Source organism: Thioclava sp. SK-1 (genome assembly GCF_001705665.1).
Taxonomy (GTDB): domain Bacteria; phylum Pseudomonadota; class Alphaproteobacteria; order Rhodobacterales; family Rhodobacteraceae; genus Thioclava.
The window spans coordinates 298,278-322,395 of the sequence record NZ_MDHA01000032.1 but is presented as its reverse complement, the minus strand read 5'-3'; the positions used below and the strand labels follow the sequence as shown (position 1 = coordinate 322,395).

Genomic DNA, 24,118 nt, shown 5'->3' with positions numbered 1-24,118 from the left:
CATATGTTCAAAGGTATGGGCGGCATTGGCGATATGGCCAAAATGATGTCGAAGGCAAAGGAGATGCAAGACCGCGTGCAATCCTTGCAAGAAGAGATCAAATCGATCGAAGTCACCGGCGAAGCCGGGGCTGGGCTGGTCAAGGCCCGTGCCAATGCAGGCGGCGATCTTCTGAGTCTGGATATTGATCCGACGATCCTTGTTGCCTCAGAAAAAGAAGTGGTGGAGGATCTGATCCTGGCCGCGATCAAGGATGCGCAGGCGCGGGGCAAAGACCGCGCACAGGTCGAGCAGCGCAAGCTGCTTGAGGAATTGGGCCTGCCCGCCGATATGAATCTGCCGTTCTAATATATGGCGCAGGCACGCGACGAGATTGAGGCGCTGATCGCATTGATGGCGCGTCTGCCGGGGCTTGGCCCCCGGTCGGCGCGCCGTGCTGTATTGCATCTGATTTCCCGACGCGGGGCACTGATGGCCCCACTGGCACGGTCGATGGCGGATGTGGCAGAAAATGCACGCGAATGCTCCGCCTGCGGCAATATCGGCACTCAGACGCTTTGTGACATCTGCTCTGATCCGCGCCGCGCCACGGGCGAGATATGCGTGGTCGAAGATGTCGCAGACCTATGGGCGATGGAGCGCGGCCAGGCCTTTCGCGGGCGCTATCACATTTTGGGTGGCACCTTGTCGGCGCTTGATGCCGTGGGCCCAGAGGATCTGGGCATCCCGCGGCTGCTGGACCGTATTCCCGCTGAAAGCGTGACGGAGGTTATCTTGGCGCTGAATGCCACGGTCGAGGGACAAACAACTGCGCATTACATCGCACAGACATTAGAGGCGCGCGATATACGGGTGACATCGCTTGCCCAGGGTGTACCAATCGGTGGAGAGCTTGACTATCTGGACGATGGCACCATTCAAGCCGCCCTACGCGCCCGCAAGGCATTTTGATGCCCGTATCTCCGGATGTAGAGCTGTTCTTGCGCGAGCAGCTTTTGGGCCGGGTGCGCACGCGGCGGATGTTTGGCGGCTATGGCGTCTATGCAGATGACAAATGCGTGGCCTTCTTGCTGAATGATGCGCTGTATCTGCGCCCCATTGCGCCCGCGCAGGACTATCTTATTCGCACCGACCACGAGATTGTGACCGACAGCCCGGTCAAGGGCGCACAGCCCTATCTGCGGATTGATCCTGATTTGTGGGAAGATAGCGATTGGCTGATGGGGCTGATAAACGTAATGCATGCAGCGCTGCCGCCACCCAAACCAAAACCTGCCAAGCCCGATGCCGCCCGAACGCCAAAGCAATAGGCACCCCGCGCAGGGACGCACGACAAGACCTCTCCCAGGGATTGAACCCCGCGCGACGCAGGTCTATCACGGAAACAGTTAGTCCCATCCTATTAACCTGTTTACGAGGCAGCGAATGAACCGGCTCTATCACGTTCCTCTATCGCCCTTCAGCCGCAAGGTTCGACTTGTGCTTGCGGAAAAGAAGATCGAGGTCGAGCTTGTCGAAGAACGCTATTGGGAACAAAACCCAGAATTTTTGCGCCGTAGCCCGGCTGGCAAAGTCCCGATTTTACGATATGAGGGCATGCTGCTAAGCGAAAGCCAGGCGATCTGCGAATATCTTGATGAGCTGAACATCGAGCCAAAGCTGATGCCAAAAGACCCGTTGGAACGCTATGAGACACGCCGGATGTGTGCGTGGTTCGACGATAAGTTCAACACCGAAGTGACCTCTCGGATCATGGGTGAACGGGTGTGGAAAAAGATCCGCAAAGAAGGTTATCCCGACAGCCGAACAGTCAAGGCCGGGCTCTCCGCGATCAAATACCATTTGGATTATATGGATTGGTTGCTGCAAGAACGCCGCTGGCTGGCGGGTGATACGATGACGTTGGCCGATTTTTGTGCCGCAGCGCATCTCAGCTGCCTTGATTATATCTCGGATGTGGATTGGAATCGCTCGGAAAACGTGCGCGACTGGTATGCCAAGATCAAATCCCGCCCGGCCTTCCGCTCACTTCTGGCCGATCAATTGCCCGGCATGCCCCCCTCGGCGCAATATGCCGAGCTGGACTTTTAACCCCTGCACCATATGCAAGTAATGCGGGCCACCGACTGCCGGAGGCCCGCTTGGACTAATGCCCTTGCCATTCGCGCAGCGCGGGATTGTCGTTGACCGGATCCTGCGCCACAGGTGGTGGTGCAGCAATTTCCCCGGTGCCAGCGGGCCGCCGCGCACGGTAGTGATAGGCCTCTCTGGCGCCGAAATAGAACCCAACAATAGCACCCAGCAGCCACCATAGCGGCTCTGGCACATGGTTCAGCCCGATCATCCGCTGTGCAAATGCCACCGGGTCGATCATCGCATAAATGAACAGCCCCAGAGTTCCCAATGCCAGCATCGGCCGTGGCAATCGGTTCAACCCATTAACGAAACGGTCAAACCAGCCATCGCGTGGATTGGCGAATTCCACCCCATATTCATCCAGCGCGGCAATATAGGCCTGATGAGCAGCCTGCATTTTCTTTGTGGCGTTTGGCACAAATGTTTCGGCCACCCCAACCGCCGCCTGTCCCAGTGCCGATGTTGCGGCAGGCGTGCCAATCACGCGAGAAATCAACCCCATGACGCGATCCTTTGGCGGTGCTGCGCCTGTGTCAGATGAAACCGTGGGCTGATAAATTCCTCAGCGCGGCGGATCCACCCGCCCTTACCTCCGGCCCGCGTCACCGCGTATTTACGGCTGGCCGGACGCGCATCGCCCAAGCCATAATAATAATTACGCCGCGCAATCCCGTAAGCATCGGCCAAATGCAGCGGTGCCGCCTGTGCCGCGGTCTGTGCCGCGGCAATGGTGCGTGGTCCGATAACCCCGTCCACGTTGATCTCTTGTCCCATTTGGACAAGCAGCTTTTGCAAGATCATCACCGCATTGCGACCTGCGTTGACATACATGTCAAACACCGAAGGATGCAGAGTTTCGGGCAATTGCGCGATCTTGGGCCGGGTAAAATAATGCTCTATATAGATCGCGATTGCATCAGCGCGCGACAGGCGGTGCACATCGGCTATCGTAACATCGCCATCCCCGGTCAGATCAATGCCAAGGGCACGCATCGTCCCGATGGTCACGCCGTATTTTGTCGCGCCGCCCGGATCATCGGGATCATTCACGAACCCGCCCTCGCGGGCAACAATATCAGTGGCAAGGTCTGTAACAGTTTTCATAGATCCATATCCCCATAAATATGGGAACAGGATCAGGTCAGATCGTTAACCTAGCCGATCCGCACCGCACGCTTCAGCTTTGCGGGGGTTGATAGATGCCCTGTTCTTTCAGCGCATCTGTAACCTCTTTGGGCATGTAATTTTCGTCATGTTTTGCCAGAATTTCGCTGGCGATGAAAACACCATCACGCAGCTGCCCGGTCCCAATCATGCCCTGTTTTTCTTTGAATAAATCAGGCAGAACCCCGGCGAAAATCACTGGGACACTTGCGCCGCCATCGGTCACGCGAAACCGGATTTCGCCGCTTGGATCGCGCTCGATCGAGCCCTCTTCGACCAAACCGCCCAGCCGAAACACCTCACCCGGTTCGGGCGGCATTTCGGCGATTTGCGACGGGGCGCGGAAAAAGTTGATGCCATCGCGCATCGCATAACCGATCATGCCTGTGGCGACGATCAACGCAACTGCAGCGGCGGCCAGAACCTGAATTCGGCGCTGTTTCTTTAAACTTTTCATTCCGCGTCCTTTAGGATCAATTCTGCCCAATTACGGGAAGACCGGCGCCAACATCAGCCCCGCTGTTTCATCCAGCCCCAACATCAGATTGGCGTTTTGAAGCGCCTGTCCCGAAGAACCTTTGCACAGGTTATCCAAAGCCACCACAACCGTGGCACGGTTCGGGATCCTGTCACCGCTGACGCCGACGTGAACGAAGTTAGATCCTGCCACAGAACGTGTAGAAGGCAATGCACCGAAAGGTAGCACTTCCAGGAAGGGCTCATCAGCATATTTCTGTGCCAAGGCTTTATAAACCGCCTGCGGGTCGCCCTTTACATAGGCAGTTGCAAGGATCCCACGGTTGAACGGCGCCAGATGCGGCGTGAACTGCACCTGTACCGGCCGGCCCGCTAATTTTGAGAATTCCTGATCAAACTCACCCAGATGACGATGTTTGCCCCCCGCCGAATAGGCATAGGTGCCCCCCGACAGCTCTGCATGCAGCAGATTTTCCTTTAGCGCGCGCCCAGCACCCGAAACGCCGTTCTTCAGATCCAGGATGATATCGTCAAAATCAATCACCCCTGCTTCAATCAACGGGCAAATGGCAAATTGCCCAGCCATCGCATTGCAGCCCGTGCCCGCGACAAGACGCGCAGCTTTGATATCATCGCGGTAAAATTCGGTCAGCCCATAGACGGCTTCGGCCTGCATCTCTACCGCGGCATGGGCCTTACCATACCATGTTTCATATGCGACAGGATCGCGCAGCCGGAAATCTGCCGACAGATCGACGATCTTAAGATCTGTTGGCAGCTCTTTGATAACCGCCTGAGAGGTTGCATGCGGCAAGGCACAAAAGGCCAGATCAACGGTCGAAAAATCGATCTCTTCGATCTTGACCAAATCGGGCAAACCCAGATGTCGCAGATGTGGAAACACATCACCCATTGCCATGCCAGCCTTACGCTCCCCCGACAATGCGGTGATGCGCATATCAGGATGTGTTGCGATCAGGCGAACAAGCTCTGCCCCGGTGTAACCAGACGCACCGAGAATAGCGATGGATTTAGACATAAGGTCATCCTTGCGCGAAAAACGTAAATCATGCCCTAAGGCCATTGGGCCAGGGCGCACCCTTTGTCGGTGCAAACCCTGCGGGCGTCAAGCCGGGCAGCGCCCCGTTGACGCGCTATTGCAGCAGGCGTGATCAGATCACGACCTAGGCCTGCTCAAATGTAACGGTATGGCGCAAGAACCGCGTCGCATGGCGTGACACGGTCGCCGGATCCCCTGTCGTCAGGAATTTCGACTCTGTGCCCGGGCCCAGAAATTCCGGCCGCCGCTGCAGATAATCTGCGAGGCTAGAGGCCACCAGATCCGCCTGCGAGAACACTTTGACACTGTCGCCAAGCGCCTGCTGGAACGTGTCTTGCAGGATCGGGTAATGGGTGCAGCCCAAAATCGCCGCATCGGGATAAGGCATCCGACGCAGCAGCGCCTCAACATGAGATCGCACCAAAGCATCGGCCAAAATATCATCGCCATGTTCGATCGCGTCCACGACACCGCCGCAGGGTTGGGCCTCGACATCCACCCCCACCGCGCGGAACGCCAGCTCGCGCTGAAATGCCCGGCTGGCCACGGTTGCCGGGGTGGCAAACAGCGCGACATGTTTCACCGCAACCTCATGCGGGGGAGAGTTATCCCCCCACTGGCGTTCGGTCAGCGCCTCGATCAGGGGGACGAATACGCCCAAAACCCGCTTGTCCTTGGGCAGCCATGTCTCCTGCATGCGCTTTAGCGCCGCAGCCGAGGCCGTGTTACACGCCAAGATGACCAAATCACATCCCTCATCCCAAAGCCGCGTCACAGCCGCCCGTGTCAGGTTATAGATGTCATCTGCATCACGCACACCATAGGGTGCGTTGGCATTGTCCCCTAGATAGACGAAAGGCACATCCGGCAGGCGCTTGGTCACCGCATCGAAAACGGTCAACCCGCCCAAACCACTATCAAATACGCCAACAGCCATCGCCTGCCCTCCTCGGTCCCCGGCCTGCGCCAGTTTGTTGTATTATGCGCAAACACAGCCACGGGGAACAGGGCAAAACGCCCGATCTTGGTGCACAATTTCGCGCATGGGGTCATCGGCCACAACTGGCCCATGTTTTCGTTTTATTCTACAGCGCGTAAAATCTACGCGCCGCCCCGGTAGGGATCAGCGAAACCGCGCCGTCAAGGCAACAATCCCCTCAAAGGGGGGCGAAAACCCTCAGATTCACTTTGTTAACCTACGTCGTGCAAGCTATGTCATGGCAGGTATGCGTTTAGAGTAAGTCAGGGCAATCGAATGGACTGGGACAAGCTAAGAATATTTCACGCCGTGGCGGATGCGGGATCGCTGACCCATGCGGGGGATGCGCTGCACCTGTCGCAATCGGCAGTCAGTCGACAAATCCGGGCATTGGAAGAAACATTGGGCACAACCTTGTTTCACCGCCATGCGCGCGGCCTAATCCTTACCGAACAAGGGGAGCTGTTGTTCGATGCCACATCCACCATGGCCAAAAAGCTGGATTCTGCCGCAGCCCGGATCCGGGATTCGGAAGAAGAGGTCTATGGCGATCTGCGCGTTACCACGACAACCGGCTTTGGAACCTTGTGGTTAGCCCCCCGCCTGACCAAGCTGTATGAACAATATCCCGAACTGAAGATCGATTTGATGCTGGAAGAGCGCGTCCTTGATCTGCCCATGCGCGAAGCCGATGTCGCCATTCGAATGAAAGAACCCGCGCAGGCCGATCTGGTGCGCAAACGCCTGCTGAATATCCGCATGCGGTTTTATGCCACTCCTGAATATCTGGAAACACATGGTCGCCCGGAAACCTTGGAAGATCTGGCCGCGCATCGCCTGATCTGCCAGAGCCCAAGCGTGGCGCAGGTTGCCGCAGGTGCGGCATTGGCGCAAAAAGCGCTGGCCTATGACATGCCATCGACATTGACGGTGAACAATTACTTCGGGATCTTGCAGGCCGTGTTGAACCATATCGGCATCGGCATCCTGCCCGACTATTTGGCCACTGACAAACGCATCGAACGCGTGCTGCCCGATGCGCAATCGGGCGAAGTCCCAGTCTTTCTTGCCTATCCAGAGGAGCTGCGCCAGTCGCGCCGCATCGCCGCATTCCGCGACTTTGTTCAAGATGAAATCCAAGCCTATCGTCGCAGCCAAGCCAGTGAAAGTGACGGCTAATCGCCCGACATTCCCGGCATGCATAGCGGATATGCAATTAGGGGCGGAGAATCGACTTGCTTAATTCATAAACTGCACATAAATCAGGCGTAGACGGTGATGATCTGACGAAAGTCTCATCACCTTCTACCTCCCTGTTGGACTTAAGGCCGAGCTTAGGCTCGGCCATTTTTTTATTCAGGCCCTGATTTCTTACCCTGTGGCATAGACGCGCGGCGCAAAGCACGGCCAATACGTGCAAACCCGCATGTATTTCCGTGAATTTGGGCAAAAATCCCCAGCTGTAGGCTGCATCCCCTTTCCCAAAGCCCCGTGATGCAATATGAGACGCGCGAAACCGTGCCACCTCGGAGGATGCCATGAGCGAGCCGCAAATCACCCCAGAGCTGATTTCTGCACACGGGCTGTCGCCCGACGAATACCAGCGCATCCTGGAAATCATCGGACGAGAACCGACATTTACCGAGCTGGGCATTTTCTCTGCGATGTGGAACGAGCATTGCTCGTATAAATCGTCGAAGAAATGGCTGCGCACGCTGCATACAACTGGTGATCAGGTGATCTGCGGCCCGGGCGAAAACGCAGGGATCGTTGATATCGGTGACGGTCAGGCGGTGGTGTTCAAAATGGAAAGCCACAATCACCCGTCCTACATCGAACCTCACCAGGGTGCCGCGACCGGCGTTGGCGGAATTTTGCGCGACGTATTCACCATGGGTGCGCGCCCGATTGCCGCAATGGACAGCTTGTCCTTTGGAATGCCCGACCATCCCAAAACCGCCCATGTCGTCAAAGGCGTTGTTGAAGGTGTGGGATCATATGGCAACTGCTTTGGCGTGCCCAATGTCGGCGGCGAAGTGCGCTTCCACCCATCCTATAATGGCAACTGCCTGGTCAATGCTTTCGCAGCCGGTTTGATCGACAGCGATAAGATTTTCTATTCGGCAGCCAGCGGCATTGGCATGCCGGTCGTTTATCTTGGCGCGAAAACCGGCCGCGACGGCGTTGGCGGGGCCACCATGGCCTCGGCGGAATTCGATGACACGATCGAGGACAAGCGTCCCACCGTTCAAGTCGGCGACCCCTTCACCGAAAAGCGTCTGATGGAGGCCACACTAGAGCTGATGGCGACCGGCTCGGTGATTTCGATTCAGGACATGGGTGCGGCTGGTCTGACGTGCTCCGCCGTGGAAATGGGTGATAAAGGTGGCTTGGGCATCAAGCTGAACCTAGAGGCCGTCCCGCAGCGCGAAACCAACATGACCGCCTATGAGATGATGCTGTCAGAATCGCAAGAGCGGATGCTGATGGTGCTGAAGCCTGAAAAGGAAACCGAAGCCCGCGCGGTGTTTGAAAAATGGGATCTGGATTTCGCCATCGTGGGTGAAACCATGGCCGATGACCGGTTTCTGATTGTGCATAACGGCGACATCAAGGCCGATCTGCCGCTGTCGAAACTGTCATCAACTGCGCCGGAATATGACCGTCCATGGATCGAAACGCCTAAGGCAGAACCCGCTGCCGCGCTGCCTGCCATTGGAACCATTGACGCGTTGAAATCACTGATTGGCTCACCCAATTACAGCGCAAAGAACTGGGTCTATGAACAATATGATACGCAGGTCATGGCCGATACGATCCGCCGCCCCGGCATGGGCGCAGGCGTAATCCGCGTGCATGGCACCCATAAGGGCGTGGCATTCACCTCCGATGTGACGCCGCGCTATGTGAAGGCGGATCCGTTTGAGGGCGGCAAGCAAGCCGTGGCCGAAGCCTATCGCAACCTGACCGCGGTCGGTGCCCTGCCATTGGCCACCACCGATAACCTGAACTTTGGCAACCCTGAAAAGCCCGAGATCATGGGCCAGTTTGTTGGCGCGATCAAAGGTATTGATGCGGCTGTGCGCGCGCTAAACGTGCCAATCGTATCGGGTAATGTGTCGCTGTATAATGAAACCGACGGAAAGGGTATTTTGCCCACGCCAACAATCGGCGCCATTGGCCTGATTGAAAATCTGGATGATCTGATTGCCGGCTTGCCTTCGGATGGGGATCTTGCGCTGGTAATCGGTGAAACCAAAGGCCATTTGGACCAATCCGCCCTTGCATTTGAAGCCTTCGGCCAAGAAACCGGTCAAGCGCCGCATGTGGATCTGGACGCAGAGCTGGCAAACGGCACTTTCTTGCGTGCAAATCGCACAGTGCTGAAATCTGCCACCGACTTGGCAGATGGCGGTCTGGCATTGGCGGCCTTTGAAATGGCACAAGCCGCTGGTCTGGGTCTGTCATTGGACAGTGCCGAGATCGCGACGCTGTTTGGCGAGGATCAGGCGCGCTATTTGGTCGCTGTCGATACGGCTGGCGCGCAGGCGCTGGAAGAGGCCGCAGCCGCCGCTGGCGTGGCCGTGACCCGTGTTGGCCGCTTTGGCGGCGAAAACGTCACACTGGGTGGCGAAAGCGCATCCCTGACAGAGCTGTCCGCGCTTTATACCACCAGCTTTGAAACGGCTGTGTTCGGCTGAGGTTGACTGGCAGATAGCGAATACAAAGGCCACCCCTGGAACAGGGTGGCCTTTTACATATCCAGGGTGCTGGGCGCGTTGTCGGTGGTTGCCCCGCCTGTATTAGGTCAACGATTTCGGCGCATCAGGTAAATATCCATGATCCAGCCGTGCTGCGCGCGCGCGGCAGCACGGGCTTCAATGATCTGCGGAGCCAGGTCGGCCAATGGGCCAGCGCGCAAGATCTGCTCCTTCATACCGACAAAGCCGCCCCACCAAATCTCAATGCCCTGCGGATCCAATGACTGAAACGCACAGGCCCCGTCCAGCATCACCACCACCGTATCCGCGCCATCAGGCCAGCCGTGATCGCGGATTTGTCGGCCCGTAGTGATTGTCACCGGTGCACCAATCGTGTTCAGCGGGATCGCATGGGCCGCGCATAGCGCGCCAATCGCCGTAATGCCCGGCACTACATTCACCGAGGTTTTGCGAACCCGGCCCAACCTTTGGGCAATTCGCAGGCTGCTGTCATATAGCGACGGATCCCCCCATATCAGCAGTGCCACGCGCCCATGTTGCCCCACCACGGCATCAATATGATCAAGCCACGCATCTGCAATCGCATCGTGCCAATCATCCACGCCCTGATGATAGTTGGGGTGATCGGCATCGCGCACCGGAAGCTGAAATTCGACTACCCGCGTCGCTGCCCCCGCCAGATGATCTGCGCAGATCTTGCGCCGCAATCCCGCCAAATCCGATTTTTCTGCCCCTTTCAACGGGATCAAAATCAGATCCGCATGGCGCATGGCCTCAATGGCCTGCAATGTCATATGGTCAGGGTTGCCGGTGCCAATGCCGATCAGGGTCAGGTCAATCATCGTCGTACTCCGGCGTCAGGGTCGATATGCAAAAGGGGGGCCAAAGCCCCCCTGTCGCTCAGTAAGCTGTCCGCCTGATTTAGGCGTAGAGGCGCTTGGTCACAAGACCCGATCCCTGTAGACCTTTGGCGCGTTTGGCCAATGCCAATACCGCCAGATCTACCAGTGGCTCCAACAAGACCACGGACATATAGGCAATGCCGAAAGTGCCAACGGCCGAGATCACCGCCATGCCCTGACCGTAGATCGCCCAGAAAGCGACCCATGCCACAATGCCACCCTGGTAGGCGGTCGACAGTTTCAGCGCCTGCGCATAGGTCAGGTCAACATAGGCTGTGCCCGGCGCGACAATCCGCCGTGCCAGCGCCTGAATACCAAACAGCGGCACAAGCAGCGTGGTCAGGTTCATCCCATATTGCGGCAGGTCGATGGGCGCGAAAAACAGCCCCTGAATCAACAGCCCCAACGCCAGACCGATGGCCGCAGGCGCGGTGCCCAACAGCAGCAGTAAGGTCGATCCAAGGATCAGGTGCACCTCGGAGACGCCAACGGCAAAATGCGGCAGCACTTCAAAAAAGATAAACGTCCCAACAGCCGCAATGACGGAACGGACGGCAATCGACGGCAGCGCGGCAATCCCGCCCTCATCCTTGATCGTCTTCATCGCATAGGTCACAGCACCGGCTGCCGTCGCGTAGCTGAGCGTGATTTTGGCGGCATCCACGATGCCCGGTTCGATATGCATAGCTCTTCTCCTGTTCCGCCACACCCGACGGTTGGTTGAAATATCACCGAAGGCAGGTCTCCTGGCTCGCGGGTCAAGGTGCTGAACCGGCCTTCCCAGACCCTACGGGCCCAGTGGCATTCCGGTAGCACTCTCCGCATACAGTCGCGGGGGCGGCCGGGGTTTTGGGTGCCGCGATTTGGTCCACCCTTCCCCATTCCCAATGAAGCCCGGCGCTTTGCGCATCATGGGCACCATTCGATCTATTGGTTACACGAAACTACAGCCCCGTGGTCAAGTGTTTTCAGGTCCTACGACCCCCATGTCATCGGCCAATGGCCCATATAGGATCAGCGCTGGCTGATCTGTGCGCGCATCGCGTAAATGCGCGGCAAGATCGGCCACCGACATCCGGTGAAGCATCTGCTCGGCACGGCCCACGGCTTCGGCCAGAAGGGCGGGTGTGGTACCGGGCAAGCCATGCGCAATCAGCCCTTCGGCCAGTTTCGGGAATGTGCGTTTGCCCATGAACACCACAGTCGTGGCCTGGGCGTCGGCCAGGGCGGGCCAGTTGATCGTGCCGGGCAATCCACCCGTCACATCCGCGCCAGTCAAAAATTGCACCCGTCGCGCCGACAATCGCCGCGTCAGCGGAATTCCTGCCGCCGCCGCAGCAGCACAGGCCGAGGGAACACCGGGAATAATTTCCGACGCGATCCCCGTATCACGCAGCGCGACCAGCTCTTCTTCCAGCCGGCCAAATAAACCCGAATCACCCGATTTCAACCGCACAACGCGTTTGCCCGCCTGCGCATGCGCGACCAAAAGCGCGTTGACATGGTCTTGCTTTGTGGACGGTTTTCCCGCGCGTTTGCCCACAGCAATCAGTTCTGCCTGTGCCCCTGCATGGGCCAACACCGGGCCCGAGGCCAGATCGTCAAACAACACCACATCCGCGCGGCCCATCCGGTCCACCGCCTTGAGCGTCAACAGCTCTGGGTCCCCTGGTCCCGCCGATACAAAAGACACAAAACCCGCCATTACCCAGCCTTTGCTATAAAATGAAAGAACGATCCGCTGACCTTGTCGCGCACCGCACCAGTTTCTGGCACTGGCCTATCATTGGCATCATATACATCCGCCAGCGGTGCATCGGGCTGCGCCACGATGGAGGCATAATGGAATTCATGCCCGCGCAACAGTTGCCCCGGCTGAAAACCCGGCATAGATGCGGCCAATCGTGCCTTGCGATAGCCCAGATGCATCTTGCGCTTTGCAAATGATGTCTCCAGACCCAACAGACCCAGCATCGGATGCGTGATACCGTCTTTATCTGTGATGGCTGCGCCCAAGACCATGTAGCCGCCGCATTCGCCATGCACCGGTTTTTGCGCCGCAAACGCGTGCATCTGCGCATGAAATTGACCGTTTGCAGACAGTTTCGCGCCATGTAACTCAGGGTAGCCGCCCGGCAGCCAACAGATATCGGCGCTTGAGTCAGGGCCTTCATCAGCCAATGGAGAGAACGGTATGATCGTCGCGCCCTGCGCACGCCATGAGGCGATCAAATGCGGGTAAACAAAGGAAAACGCCTCGTCTTTTGCCAAGGCGATCCGGCCGCCGGGCGCGGGGCAAAATGCCGCCACATCCGCATCCGAGTCACGCGCCAGCCCCCCCGCCGCGGCACATATCGCGTCCAGATCACAATTTTGCGCGACAATCTGACCCGCCTGCGCCAATAGCGCATCCAGATGCGCAGTTTCAGCGGCTTGTACCAAGCCCAGATGCCGCTCTGGCAGGGTGATCCCGGCGGCACGCGGCAAAACACCCAAGACCGCAATCCCGGCCTCTTGCATCCCGTGGCGCACCAAGGCCTCGTGGCGCGGCGACGCGATCTTGTTTAAAATCACGCCCGCGACCTGTACCTTGGGGCGAAACCGCGCAAACCCCTGTGCAATGGCCGCCGCAGATTGTGCCTGACCGGAGCAATCCACCACCAGCACCACAGGCCAGCCCATATACTGCGCCATATCCGCGCTGGAGCCATTTCCCATCTCACCCGGTGTGGCAACCCCGTCAAACAGTCCCATCGCGCCTTCGGCGACAATAATATCTGCCTCACATCGTGCCAAACGGTTCAACAGCCCCGGTCCCATCGCCCAGCCATCCAAGTTAACCGAGGCCCGGCCGGACGCCGCTGCATGAAACGCAGGGTCAATGTAATCCGGCCCGCATTTAAAGGGCTGGACCGCCATCCCACGCATGCGCAACGCTGACAGCAGCCCCAGCGTAACGGTGGTCTTACCGCTGCCCGATGAGGGGGCTGCTATGATAATCCCCGGTGTCATGTTTGTGACCCTTCTGGAAAACGTGGGGCGGTCCCAACTGGCCTATAACGCCGATCGTAATCTCCGGCATAAAGGCGGCTTTCGTCGAAGGCTTCTGCACCCAGCGACTCGCCGACCAAAATTAAGGCGGTACGGGTGATGTCCTCGCCGACCTCCAGTGCAATACTGGCCAATGTGCCGCGAATGATTTTCTGGTCTGGCCAGCTTGCACGCCACACTACCGCCACGGGACACTGCGCGCCGTAATGCGGCACCAGTTGCGCGACGACATCGGACAGCACATGGATGGACAAATGGATGGCCAAAACCGCACCGGTGCGGGCGAAATTTTCCAATGTCTCACGCTCGGGCATCGCGCTCGCTCGACCGGAGGTCCGCGTTAAGATCACCGATTGGGCGATCCCTGGCAAGGTCAGCTCCGTGCCAAGCGCGGCTGAGGCCGCGGCAAAAGACGGCACGCCGGGCGTTATGTCGTAGGGGATATCCAACGCACGCAAACGGCGCATCTGCTCACCCACCGCAGACCACACTGAAATATCCCCCGAATGCAGCCGTGCGACATCATGGCCCGCCGCATGCGCCGCCGCGATTTCGGAGATGATCTCATCCAGGCTCAGTGGGGCCGTGTTTACGATGCGCGTATTTTCACCGCAATGCGCCAGCAGCGCGACAGGGATCAGGCTGCCAGCATACAGGCATACCGGACAAGACGCGATCAGGTCGCGCCCGCGCAATGTGATCAGATCCGCGGCACCCGGGCCTGCACCGATGAAATGCACCGTCATTGCGTTTCTCCTTCTGATCCGTGATCTGGGCCTTTTGGGCCGTCGGTTTTATGTATTTCCGGCACGGTTTCCGCCACAGCCAAAACCACCGTGCCATAGCGGATGCACTGCACTGTCAATTGCGCCGGCCCAAAGTGCCGCGCCGCCACCAGGGCTGCGGCCTGCGACACAGAGCCGGTGCCATATCGCGCCTGCGAATGGGCCGAATATCCGGGCGTTACAACCCCTTCGACAGACACCGCCATCACCGCTCTGGGATCCGTCTTTCCTAACAAGGACAGCAGCGCATCGGCTTTTTGCGTCGCGGTGGCAATCCCGTCTATGGGACCGTACTGCGCGTATAGGCCCGCAATGGCACGCGCCATGGTCTGTGATGTGGCCTGAGTGTTGAATCCGATCCCTGCGACTCTCATAGCGTCACCGCCCATTGCACAATGGGCCGGCCCGGCACCCAGCCCCGCATCCGCCCCAATGGCGCAGCTTGAGCCAGATCACAGCGCAACAACGTGCCACCATGCACACCATACAGCGCCATCAGCCGCGCTTCGCTGTCCAGCGTCACCGCATTGGCCACCACCCGCACACCAGCAGGCAATTGCATCAGTTGGGTGAACAGCTGTGCACTGCCGCCGCCGCCGACGAACACCGCATCGGGCGGCGACAGCCCGGCCAGACATTCCGGCGCGGCGCCGTGCACAGGCTGCATTCGCCCCGACAGCGCGAACCTGTCGATATTTTCCTTGATGTTGCACAGCCGGTCGGCGCGCGGCTCTATCGTTATGGCGCGCCCGCCCGCCCGGCACCATTCCACCGAAACCGAACCAGAACCACCCCCGATATCCCAAAGCAAAGCATTGGAACGCGGGGCCAGCGCCGCCAGCGTCAGCGCCCGCACAGGTGCGCGGGTGATTTGACCGTCATGGGCAAAAAAGTCATCGGGCAGGCCCGCCCCTCGTGACATACCACAGTCGCGCGCCAGTGACGCCCCGTCCAGCGCCACAGCGACCGGGGCACTGACATCGCACAGATCATAGGAATCTGCGCGGGTGTGGCGCAGACGTTCGCGCGGACCGCCCAATGCTTCTAGGCACCAGATCGACATCGCACCGCAGCCCTGCGCAGTCAGCCACTGCGCCAATTGTCCAACCGCTGCACCGTCGCGCAACGTGCAGATGATCTGACATCCCCGCGCCAGATGCAGATGCAAATGTGCAAAGGGCTGCGCATGAAGGCCCAGGCAGACGGTGTCTTCCAGCCGCCATCCCATACGCGTCGCCGCCAAAGACATCACACCAGGCACGCCAAAGGACCGCCATTCCCCCTGCATCAGCTGCTGCGCCAAAACCGCGCCCGCCCCGTACCAAAACGGATCACCCGACGCCAAGACCACCACCGGATAGCCCCGGCCCCGATGGGCCATAACCGGCGCGATATCAAAGGGCACGGGCCAAGCCTCCCCGCGATCTTGCGCGCCCACCAATGCCAGATGCCGTGGGCCACCAAAAATGATCTGGGCTACGTCAAGCGCGTCACGGCTTGCCTTTGACAGCCCCTCTGGTCCATCTTCGCCCAAACCGACAATGGTCAACCAAGGATCAGACATGCAGCGTATCCTCTTGCTGGGCGGCACGACCGAGGCCAGCCAACTGGCGCGCCTGCTGGCCGATGCCCGTATACGGACGGTGTTTTCCTATGCCGGGCGCACCGCGGCCCCGGTGGCTCAACCGCTGCCCATGCGCATTGGCGGATTTGGCGGGGTGGATGGGTTGGTAACCTATTTGCGCAAAACCGGCGTCACCCATGTCATCGACGCCACGCATCCATTCGCTGCACAAATGAGCCTGAACGCCGCCGCCGCCTGTGCGGATCTGCGCCTGCCCTTGCTGTCTTTGGAACGCCCCGCATGGTGCGCCGTCCCCGGCGACATTTGGGCGCATGTTCCCGATATCACCCAAGCGGTGACCGCGCTGCCTGACAGACCCGGCCGGGTGTTTTTGGCCATCGGCAAACAACATATCGCCGCATTCGCCGCCCAACCGCAGCATCATTACTTGCTGCGGTTGGTGGACCGCCCGCAACAGCCAATCGCCCTGCCCGATCATCATGTCATCGTGGATCGCGGGCCGTTCGATGCCGCCGCGGATACCGCATTGCTGCGTGACCATCGGATCACCCATATCATTGCCAAAAACTCCGGCGGCACCGGCGCGCAGGCCAAGCTGACGGCAGCGCGCGCGTTGGGGCTGTCGGTGATCATGATTGATCGCCCGACACCTCCGGTGCGCGACACCGTGACAAGCCCGCAGGCCGCGATGAACTGGCTGATCGACCATCGTCACGGCGCGGCGGCGAAACGCGGCGTATAGACCCAATCGCCCACGCGCCGGGTCTGCGAATTTCCGACCAGAACAACGGTGCGCATATCCGCCATTTCCGGCGTTGCATCGGCCAAAGGCACAACACGGATGGTTTCCTGGGGCGTAGAGACGGAACGGGCAAAGATGATAATCCGCTCTGGCGCGCATTCCTCGCGTAAAATCTGCAAGACGCGGGCAAACCCCTCCGGGCGTGATTTGGACCGCGGATTGTAGAACCCCATCGCAAAATCCCCTTGCGCGGCATGGCGCAGGCGCTTTTCGATCAATGCAAAAGGTTTCAGATTGTCAGACAGGTTGATGGCGCAGAAATCATGCCCCAGGGGGGCCCCCACCTTGGCCGAGGCCGCAAGCATCGCGGTGATCCCCGGCAGGATCTGAATATCGGGATGCGGGCCACTGTGGGTTTCCAGCGCCTCAAATAAGGCAGAGGCCATGGCAAATACCCCCGGATCGCCAGATGACACGATCACCACGCGCCGCCCCTGCCCCGCCAGATCCAGCGCATGATGCGCCCGGTCCAGCTCCACACGGTTGTCACTGGGGTGCAACACCAATCCCGGGCGGGCCGTCACCCGCGCCACATAGGGGATATAGCCAATGATATCCGTGGCCTGATCCAAGGCGGCGTGCACCTGCGCCGTCACCAGCGCATCATCCCCCGGACCCAGCCCGGCCACCTGCACCCAGCCCGTCATTGTGCCGCCCCCAATACAGCCGCCGCTTCGGGTCTACGGCCATGGCCATGCACGACGACAATCGCAAAATACGGGCAGTCATCATCTTTCACATCGGTCAGGCGCGCAATGCGTTGCCCGGGCATCGTGCCGCGTTCAATCAACCAGGCGCTGTCCAGCTTTTGCGCCGCTGCCAAGGCCCGGCGCACCTTTGGCAGATTGCGCCCTGTTTTCATGATCACCAACGCATCCGAGCTTGCCATCCGCTTTACCAGCGCCGCTTCTGGTAAGGTGCCCATCAGCACCGTCATCACATCATCGCCCCAAGTGATCGGCTCGCCCGTGGCATTCCAACACCCGGTCATACCGGTGATACCGGGGATCACCTCGATGTCGACACTGTCGCGCAACCGGATATACAGATGCATGAACGACCCATAGAAAAAGGGATCGCCCTCGCATAGCACCACAATATCTTGTGTTACTGCCAGCTCTTTCAGACGCATGGCCCAATCGTCGTAAAATCGTGACAACAGGTGGATATAATCCGGGCTGTCAAAGGGCAGCTCTGTCGTCACCGGATATTCCATCGGATATTCAGTAACGTTTGGGGCCAGCATCCCCTCCACGATCTGCCGGGCCTGCCCCCTGCGGCCCGCTTTGCGGAAATAGGCCACATGGGCCGCGCCCCGAATTGCACGGTCCGATTTCACCGCCATAAGATCCGGGTCGCCCGGGCCAAGCCCCGCGCAGATGATGCGTCCCATCGGTCTTACTCCTTGCGTGAGGCCAGCGCGTTTACCGCAGCCACCGTAATCGCCGACCCGCCCAGCCGGCCGGCCACCGCCATACATGGCACCGGCTGCACCTGCATCAGCGCAGATTTCGATTCCGCCGCGCCAATGAAACCAACCGGACAACCGATGATCGCTGCCGGGCGTGGGCAAGCCGGGTCTTCCAGCATATTCAACAGATGGAACAGCGCGGTCGGCGCGTTGCCAATGGCCACCACCGCCCCGGCCAGATGGGGCCGCCACAGCTCCAGCGCCGCAGCGGAACGCGTGTTGCCCATACGCTGGGCCAGCTCTGGCACCGCCGGATCGCGCAGGGTGCAGATCACCGCATTATCGGCGGGCAGGCGTTTGCGCGTGATCCCTTCGGACACCATATACGCATCGCACAGGATTGGCGCGCCGGCCTCTAATGCTGCGCGGGCCGCAATCGCAAACCCATCAGAGAACTGCGCATGCGCCTCCAGCCCGACCATTCCCGCAGCATGGATCATGCGTACAGCGATGACCTCTTCTTCGGGCGTGAACCGGTTTAGATCGGCCTCGGCCCGAATGGTGGCAAAGGACTGAAGATAAATCTTCGCCCCGTCCTTTTCATAGTCGAAACTCATCGGTGAAACTCCGCAAGCGTGGGGATCTCATCAGCCGATAGCCCGGTCAGGACCGGCACGTCGGATGTGCTCCCATCAAGGATCAGCGCAAAACCATCAGGCCTCGCGACCAGCGTCTTATCGGTCGGGCGCGGGTGGGCACAGCCCTTTTCGCATCCCGAAACATGTAATTTCCGGTTTTTTGGCAGATGACTGGCCAGTTCCCGTGCCAAAGACCGAATTTCCGCATGGGCTTGGAGACATCCCGGCGCACCGGTGCAGGCCGAAATCCGCAGGCGCGGGTCATCCGGATCGATTATGATCTCAGGGCTGTCAGGGACCTTCGTGATGCCCTCCAAGACCAAAATCCGCCACGGGGTAATGCGAAGCGGGGCGCTGGCCGCCAGCGCCGCCAGGCCATCCGAGCTGAGCTGGCCAAACGCTGTCCCTATGGCAGTACCGATATCACAGGCGCCCGGGCGCAACGGCGGCACCGCGCGCGCAGGCGCAACAGTGGCGGCCAATGCACCATCGGGGCGCGCGCCATTGGCGATCAGCGCCGACATCCGCCCCCGACCATCAGGCCCGATCCCACCGCAGGACACAAACCACCGCGCCAGCTCCACGGCCATCACCCCGGCCTCTTGTGCCGAAACCGCCGCGCCCAAACTCAGCCCATCGGCGCGGATTATCACTTGCCCGCGCCCGTCGCGCTCAATTCGGATATCCGCACTGGCCTCATTTAAGCGGCGCTGCGCACCCGTATCAATGCAAAAACCGAACTTGCTTGGCAAATCAGGACCATCATCCAAAGCTGCCATAAGATCACGACAGATCGTATAGGCCAGATTATCTGCCAGTGGCGTGACAATGATATTGCGCCGCGCCTCAGATTGAACATCGGCATCGATCAAATCGACAGCCTGCAATGCCCTGATCAACGCGGGATAGCTCGCCTTGGTCACGCCACGCAGCTGCAAGTTGGCGCGCGTCGACAGGTCGATCAGCCCATTTCCAAACCGCTGTGCCGCTAGCGCGATCGCTGCGGCCTGATCTTGGGTCAAACGGCCCAAGGGCGGGCGGATGCGCACCACCAACCCATCGCCAGAGCGCATTGGCCGCAGCGCACCGGGACACCAACCATGGACCTGCGCGCTCATGATCGCGTCTCCAGATCCGCTAGGATCGAATTGCGCCGGGTGACCCACAGCCCCGCCTCATGCAGCCGCGCAAACAGATCGCGCATGGCGCGCAAAGCTTGCGGATTATGTTGCTGCAAGAAGGCAACGATATCTGGCCGCCCCAAAGTGGCCTCATGATACAGATCGAACAAATGCCCCGGCACCACCTGCGCCAGCTGCGCAAAGGCTGCCATATTGTCCAGCGTCGCAGCAATCTCTGCCCCGCCACGAAACCCATGTTCGGTCATGCTGTCGACCCATATCGGATTGGCAGCACGCGCCCGCACCACCCTTGCGATTTCCTCGGTCAAGGACCGGGCCCGCGGATCACCGACCCGGGTGCTGTCCAAATGATAGATTTCGGGGGCCGACGCCCCAATCCGATCCATTGCGGCGGCAAACCCCGCCTCATGCCCGGCGTAATCCGACGCCAGCAACAGATCAGTTTCAGGCAGATCCTGCGCGTGGATCAAAGCGCTGGATTTTTGCAATCGTGCCTCCAACCCGGCACGATCTTGCGCAATCTGACCATCTTTGCCGATTGCATAGCTGGAGGCGGCCAGCCATGCCTCTCCCGCAGCAATCCGGGCATCTTCGGTGAACTGCGCCGTCAGATCCCCCATCCCCAAACCATATTGGCCCGGCTTGGGACCAAAGACACGGGGCTGACGCGTGGCATAGGGGTTTTCGGCCTCTGGTTCATCACGCACAGCCAGCATGTCGGCCCCTGCTTCAAACAGCTGCGCCAGGCTGGGAAAGACATCGCGAAACAGCCCCGAGACCCGCAGGGTCACATCAATGCGCGGCCGTCCCAACAGGGCCGGAACGATCACCTCGACACCCGACACCCGGCCAGAGCCGTCGTCCCACACCGGCTTCAGCCCCGCCAAATGCAAAGCCATGGCGAATTCTTCTCCGCTGGTGCGCATGGTCGCGCTGCCCCACAGATCCACCACCAGCCCCTGCGGCCAATCACCGTGATCTTGCAGATGGCGGCGCAGCAACTCTTCCGCAAGTTTGACACCTTGCGCCTGCGCCGCTTTTGATGGCACCGCCCTTGGGTCAACAGAAAACAGGTTGCGCCCTGTCGGCATTACATCCGCGCGCCCGCGTGAGGGCGACCCCGATGGCCCCGGTGCCACCTTGCGCCCAACAACAGCCGCCATAAGCCCCGCTTGTTCAGCCGTGCCACACGGACCACTGCCGAGCACGTGCAAACCCTCACCGAACTGGCTTTCTTTTATGTCGCAAACGAAGCGGTCGATGCGGGTAATCACCTCCGCAGGAGAGGCCTGCGGGCTGAGCCCCAGATCCTCATGCAGGCCAAGCGCATTTGTTTCGGACTGAATATCCGCGACCAAGCGCAAACGGCGATTGGGGTCTAACCCATCTGCGGTGGAATATTCATCCAGCAACCGCTCCAGATGCGCCATTTGCGGTGGCGTGGCAGCACCGGTCATCGGTGGCGGCATATGACCCAACGTGACCGCGCCAATCCGACGTTTCGCCTGTGCTGCCTCACCGGGGTCATTGACGATAAACGGATAAACCACCGGGGTCGCACCGATCAGCGCCTCAGGCCAGCAAGACTGCGACAAGGCGACCGATTTGCCCGGCAACCATTCCAACGTGCCATGCGCCCCCATATGGATCAACGCATCGATGTTCTGCGCACGCAGCCACAGATAAAAGGCCACATAGCCATGGCGCGGGGTGCGTTGCAGGTCGTGGTATTCATCGTCGCGCGCGTTCACATCGCCGCGTTCGGGTTGCAAAGCCACATAGGTTTTGCCGATCTTGCGCGCGGTAAAATACACCATCCCGTCTTCGATCGCCGGGTCGGCTTCGGGTGCCCCCCATGCTGTGACCAGATCGTCTTGTAATTCCTGCGGCAACGCCTGCAACGCAGCGCGGTACTGTTCCAACGGCCACGCGATCTGATGGTCCCCCAGATCTGCCAGCCCAAGCGCCTGCGTATCATACCCCGCCGCGCACAGCCAGCCCAGCGCGGACTCGGTTGAGGCCAGCGCATCAAGGCCCACAGCATGGGCCATCTGCCAAGCGCGCCCCGGATATGTTGACAAAACGATGGCCACCCTTTTGTCATGCGCGGGCGTTTGTGACAGCGCCACCCATGCTGTAACCTTGGCCACCACCGCTGCGATCTGCTCTGGCACGGCGCGGTGCACGAAACGCGAATATTGCAAGTCGGCGTCTTTGACCCCGGGCTGTTTGAAGGACACGATACCGGAAAATACGCGCCCGTCCACCTCTGGCAAGACGACATGCATCGCAAGATCAGCCGGGGATAATCCGCGCTCTGCCTCGGCCCATTCGCGTTTGCGCGCGGTAGACAACGCGACCTGAAACACCGGGCATTGTGCCCCATCGAATGGGGTTCTCCCCTCCTGCCCCTGAGCAGAAAAAGCCGTCGCATTCACAATGGCACAGGGTTGATCCGCTTGGATATAAGGCGCGATCCATTGCGCAAACCCCGGCGTTTTAAGAGAGGGCGCGAACACGCCACATGCCTGATGGCCGGCGGCGCGTAATCCCTGAATCAGCGCATCCACCGGGGCCAGATCATCTGCACTTAGATAGGATCGGTAAAATGTGACATAGATCGGCGCTCCGTAAGGCGGCTGATCAATCCCCCCATGATCGGGATCATAAAACCCCCATTTCGGCACGGGCACCTCTGGGGCCACCGGTCCAACCGGCAAATGCGCCGCACGCGCCAAAACGGATAAAGCCTGTTGCGCCGCGATCGGTGTGCCCGCGTCGCAAAAGCCCTTAAGCTGCGCCAGAACATCAGATGCAACATTGGAAACCGCATCAAGACGCGGATCGGGGCGCCCATCGGCGGGCACAATAGCCAATGCGATCCCGTTGCGCCGCGCAAGATCCTGAATACAGGCAACGCCATAAGGCCAGTAATCCACTCCGCCAATCAAGCGGATCAAGATCGCCTTGGCGCCCGACAGCGTTGCCTCCACATAAGTATCCACGGAAACCGGATGGCGTAGCCCTACGATATTGCACAGCCGTGTCGATGGCAGCGTTCCTGCTGCGCGTTTCCAGCCTGCCGCAAAAGCACCAAGATCACTGTCGGAATAGGACAACACCACAAGATCCCCGGGCGTTTGCCCGGGATCCATGGGAACATCCGTTTCTTCAAGGCCACGGCTTTCGCGGAAGACAATATGCATCAGGCAGGCACTGCCGTCAGAACCGCGCGGATGGCATCGGCATTTACATCATCATGTTCGGCAATGATCACCAACTGCGTCACCCGCGGCTCATCCGTCATCCATGGTCGATCAAATTGATGACGCACCCGTGCGCCAACTGCCTGCACCAACATCCGCATCGGCTTACCCGTCACTGCAACATAGCCTTTGACGCGCAATATATTTTGCTCTGTTGCCAAACGCTCAATGGCTGCGACCAGAACGGCAGGATCGGACACCTCGTCCAGCTCCATCACCACGGTTTCAAAATCATCATGCTCGTGATCGTGATGCCCGTCATGATGGCTTGGCCGCGCCTCCAGATCGTCTTCGGCTGCTGCTCCCAGACCCAAAATCACCTTGGGATCAATCACGCCTTCTGACATCGACAAAATCGGCAATTTGCGCGGTGCTTCCGCTTCGATAACTTTACGTGCTGCGGCCAGGCCCGCGTCACCCGCCAAATCGGCCTTCGACAAGATCACGATATCGGCGCAAGAGATCTGATCCTCAAACACCTCGGACAGCGGGGTTTCGTGATCGATTGAGCTGTCGGCCTCGCGCTGTGCCTGCACCGCGTCGACATTGGGGGCAAACCGGCCGGCAGCCACCGCCTCGGCATCCGCCAGCGCGATCACACCATCGACAGTGATTTTTGACCGGATCGCCGGCCAATCGAACGCCTTTAGAAGCGGCTTAGGCAGCGCCAGCCCCGATGTCTCAATCAAAATATGATCCGGACGGGGGTCCAGCTTCATCAATGCTTCAATTGTCGGGATAAAGTCATCCGCAACAGTGCAGCAGATGCAGCCATTGGCCAGTTCAACAATATTTTCATCCGGGCAGTTTTCATCTGCGCAACCGCGCAAAATTTCGCCATCCACACCGACAGTGCCGAACTCATTGACCAATATAGCCAAGCGCTTCCCATCCGGGTTTTGCATCAGATGCCGGATCAACGTGGTCTTACCAGAGCCCAAAAAGCCCGTGATGACAGTGACAGGGATCTTATTCAGATCTGTGTTCAGCGACATAAG

The 24,118-nt window shown here is 59.4% G+C and carries 25 protein-coding genes and 1 riboswitch; of the genes, 7 read left to right on the top strand and 18 right to left on the bottom strand.

What is annotated here, in order from left to right:
- Positions 1-3: 3 nt before the first annotated feature.
- The 4 genes from BFP70_RS07705 (at position 4) to BFP70_RS07690 (ending at position 2,091) form a co-directional block, all read left to right on the top strand.
- The gene (locus tag BFP70_RS07705) at positions 4-348 is read left to right on the top strand and encodes a YbaB/EbfC family nucleoid-associated protein (RefSeq protein WP_066010772.1); all 345 of its coding nucleotides are present in this window, start codon (positions 4-6) and stop codon (positions 346-348) included.
- 3 nt (positions 349-351) lie between these two features.
- Positions 352-951: a recombination mediator RecR gene (recR, locus tag BFP70_RS07700; RefSeq protein ID WP_066010771.1), complete on the top strand. Its 600-nt coding sequence runs from the start codon at positions 352-354 to the stop codon at positions 949-951.
- Positions 951-1,310: a TfoX/Sxy family protein gene (locus BFP70_RS07695; RefSeq protein ID WP_066010770.1), complete on the top strand. Its 360-nt coding sequence runs from the start codon at positions 951-953 to the stop codon at positions 1,308-1,310. Before recR ends, BFP70_RS07695 begins: the two co-directional genes overlap by 1 nt.
- Positions 1,311-1,425: 115 nt before the next feature.
- On the top strand, positions 1,426-2,091 hold the full coding sequence (locus BFP70_RS07690) for a glutathione S-transferase family protein (protein ID WP_066010769.1): 666 nt from the start codon (positions 1,426-1,428) through the stop codon (positions 2,089-2,091).
- Between the two features lie 55 nt (positions 2,092-2,146).
- Here BFP70_RS07690 and BFP70_RS07685 read toward each other — a convergent pair whose 3' ends face one another.
- The 5 genes from BFP70_RS07685 to murI form a co-directional block, all read right to left on the bottom strand.
- Positions 2,147-2,638 carry a holin family protein gene (locus BFP70_RS07685; RefSeq protein WP_066010768.1) on the bottom strand — a complete coding sequence of 164 codons (492 nt, stop codon included), beginning with the start codon at positions 2,636-2,638 and terminating at the stop codon, positions 2,147-2,149.
- Positions 2,629-3,240, bottom strand: coding sequence for a holin-associated N-acetylmuramidase (locus BFP70_RS07680; RefSeq protein WP_066010767.1), 612 nt, complete (start codon positions 3,238-3,240; stop codon positions 2,629-2,631). The genes BFP70_RS07685 and BFP70_RS07680 overlap by 10 nt, the downstream gene beginning before the upstream one ends.
- A gap of 73 nt (positions 3,241-3,313) precedes the next feature.
- Positions 3,314-3,757 carry a cytochrome c maturation protein CcmE gene (gene ccmE, locus BFP70_RS07675; RefSeq protein WP_066010766.1) on the bottom strand — a complete coding sequence of 148 codons (444 nt, stop codon included), beginning with the start codon at positions 3,755-3,757 and terminating at the stop codon, positions 3,314-3,316.
- 30 nt (positions 3,758-3,787) lie between these two features.
- Entirely contained in the window at positions 3,788-4,816 is a 1,029-nt protein-coding gene (argC, locus tag BFP70_RS07670; protein ID WP_066010765.1) for an N-acetyl-gamma-glutamyl-phosphate reductase, read from the bottom strand.
- A 145-nt stretch (positions 4,817-4,961) separates the two neighbouring features.
- On the bottom strand, positions 4,962-5,774 hold the full coding sequence (gene murI, locus BFP70_RS07665) for a glutamate racemase (RefSeq protein ID WP_066010764.1): 813 nt from the start codon (positions 5,772-5,774) through the stop codon (positions 4,962-4,964).
- A gap of 318 nt (positions 5,775-6,092) precedes the next feature.
- On the opposite strand from murI, the gene BFP70_RS07660 reads away from it, so the two are divergent.
- A complete protein-coding gene (locus tag BFP70_RS07660; protein WP_066010763.1) occupies positions 6,093-6,995 on the top strand; it encodes a LysR family transcriptional regulator in 903 nt (300 codons plus the stop codon).
- A 359-nt stretch (positions 6,996-7,354) separates the two neighbouring features.
- Positions 7,355-9,517 (top strand): phosphoribosylformylglycinamidine synthase subunit PurL, encoded by a 2,163-nt coding sequence (gene purL, locus BFP70_RS07655; RefSeq protein WP_066010762.1) that lies wholly within the window; start codon positions 7,355-7,357, stop codon positions 9,515-9,517.
- Positions 9,518-9,624: 107 nt separating this feature from the next.
- Here the strand turns inward: purL and cobF are convergent, their stop codons facing one another.
- From cobF to cbiE, 7 genes are all read right to left on the bottom strand, one after another.
- Positions 9,625-10,380, bottom strand: a complete 756-nt coding sequence (gene cobF, locus BFP70_RS07650) for a precorrin-6A synthase (deacetylating) (protein WP_066010761.1) — start codon at positions 10,378-10,380, stop codon at positions 9,625-9,627.
- A gap of 79 nt (positions 10,381-10,459) precedes the next feature.
- Positions 10,460-11,125, bottom strand: coding sequence for an energy-coupling factor ABC transporter permease (locus tag BFP70_RS07645; protein WP_066010760.1), 666 nt, complete (start codon positions 11,123-11,125; stop codon positions 10,460-10,462).
- A 33-nt stretch (positions 11,126-11,158) separates the two neighbouring features.
- Positions 11,159-11,378, bottom strand: a riboswitch (cobalamin riboswitch).
- Between the two features lie 20 nt (positions 11,379-11,398).
- The gene (cobA, locus tag BFP70_RS07640) at positions 11,399-12,145 is read right to left on the bottom strand and encodes a uroporphyrinogen-III C-methyltransferase (protein WP_066010759.1); all 747 of its coding nucleotides are present in this window, start codon (positions 12,143-12,145) and stop codon (positions 11,399-11,401) included.
- Entirely contained in the window at positions 12,145-13,452 is a 1,308-nt protein-coding gene (locus BFP70_RS07635; RefSeq protein WP_066010758.1) for a cobyrinate a,c-diamide synthase, read from the bottom strand. Before BFP70_RS07635 ends, cobA begins: the two co-directional genes overlap by 1 nt.
- Entirely contained in the window at positions 13,449-14,237 is a 789-nt protein-coding gene (gene cobM, locus BFP70_RS07630) for a precorrin-4 C(11)-methyltransferase (protein WP_066010757.1), read from the bottom strand. Before cobM ends, BFP70_RS07635 begins: the two co-directional genes overlap by 4 nt.
- On the bottom strand, positions 14,234-14,650 hold the full coding sequence (locus tag BFP70_RS07625; RefSeq protein WP_066010756.1) for a cobalamin biosynthesis protein: 417 nt from the start codon (positions 14,648-14,650) through the stop codon (positions 14,234-14,236). Before BFP70_RS07625 ends, cobM begins: the two co-directional genes overlap by 4 nt.
- Complete coding sequence (gene cbiE / locus BFP70_RS07620; RefSeq protein WP_066010755.1) at positions 14,647-15,840, bottom strand: precorrin-6y C5,15-methyltransferase (decarboxylating) subunit CbiE; 1,194 nt, start codon at positions 15,838-15,840, stop codon at positions 14,647-14,649. The genes BFP70_RS07625 and cbiE overlap by 4 nt, the downstream gene beginning before the upstream one ends.
- On the opposite strand from cbiE, the gene BFP70_RS07615 reads away from it, so the two are divergent.
- Positions 15,839-16,603, top strand: a complete 765-nt coding sequence (locus tag BFP70_RS07615) for a cobalt-precorrin-6A reductase (protein ID WP_066010754.1) — start codon at positions 15,839-15,841, stop codon at positions 16,601-16,603. The two genes, cbiE and BFP70_RS07615, sit on opposite strands and share 2 nt — an antisense overlap.
- On the opposite strand, the gene cobJ is transcribed toward BFP70_RS07615, so the two are convergent.
- From cobJ to cobW, 6 genes are read right to left on the bottom strand one after another with little or no spacing between them, the layout of a single operon-like run.
- Entirely contained in the window at positions 16,573-17,310 is a 738-nt protein-coding gene (cobJ, locus tag BFP70_RS07610) for a precorrin-3B C(17)-methyltransferase (RefSeq protein WP_066010753.1), read from the bottom strand. The genes BFP70_RS07615 and cobJ overlap by 31 nt on opposite strands.
- A complete protein-coding gene (locus BFP70_RS07605; RefSeq protein WP_066010752.1) occupies positions 17,307-18,056 on the bottom strand; it encodes a precorrin-2 C(20)-methyltransferase in 750 nt (249 codons plus the stop codon). The genes cobJ and BFP70_RS07605 overlap by 4 nt, the downstream gene beginning before the upstream one ends.
- A 5-nt stretch (positions 18,057-18,061) precedes the next feature.
- Positions 18,062-18,691 carry a precorrin-8X methylmutase gene (locus tag BFP70_RS07600; RefSeq protein ID WP_066010751.1) on the bottom strand — a complete coding sequence of 210 codons (630 nt, stop codon included), beginning with the start codon at positions 18,689-18,691 and terminating at the stop codon, positions 18,062-18,064.
- Positions 18,688-19,830: a precorrin-3B synthase gene (gene cobG / locus BFP70_RS07595; RefSeq protein WP_066010750.1), complete on the bottom strand. Its 1,143-nt coding sequence runs from the start codon at positions 19,828-19,830 to the stop codon at positions 18,688-18,690. The genes BFP70_RS07600 and cobG overlap by 4 nt, the downstream gene beginning before the upstream one ends.
- Positions 19,827-23,060 (bottom strand): cobaltochelatase subunit CobN, encoded by a 3,234-nt coding sequence (gene cobN / locus BFP70_RS07590; protein WP_066010749.1) that lies wholly within the window; start codon positions 23,058-23,060, stop codon positions 19,827-19,829. Before cobN ends, cobG begins: the two co-directional genes overlap by 4 nt.
- Positions 23,060-24,115, bottom strand: a complete 1,056-nt coding sequence (cobW, locus tag BFP70_RS07585) for a cobalamin biosynthesis protein CobW (protein WP_066010748.1) — start codon at positions 24,113-24,115, stop codon at positions 23,060-23,062. Before cobW ends, cobN begins: the two co-directional genes overlap by 1 nt.
- Between the last annotated feature and the right edge of the window lie 3 nt (positions 24,116-24,118).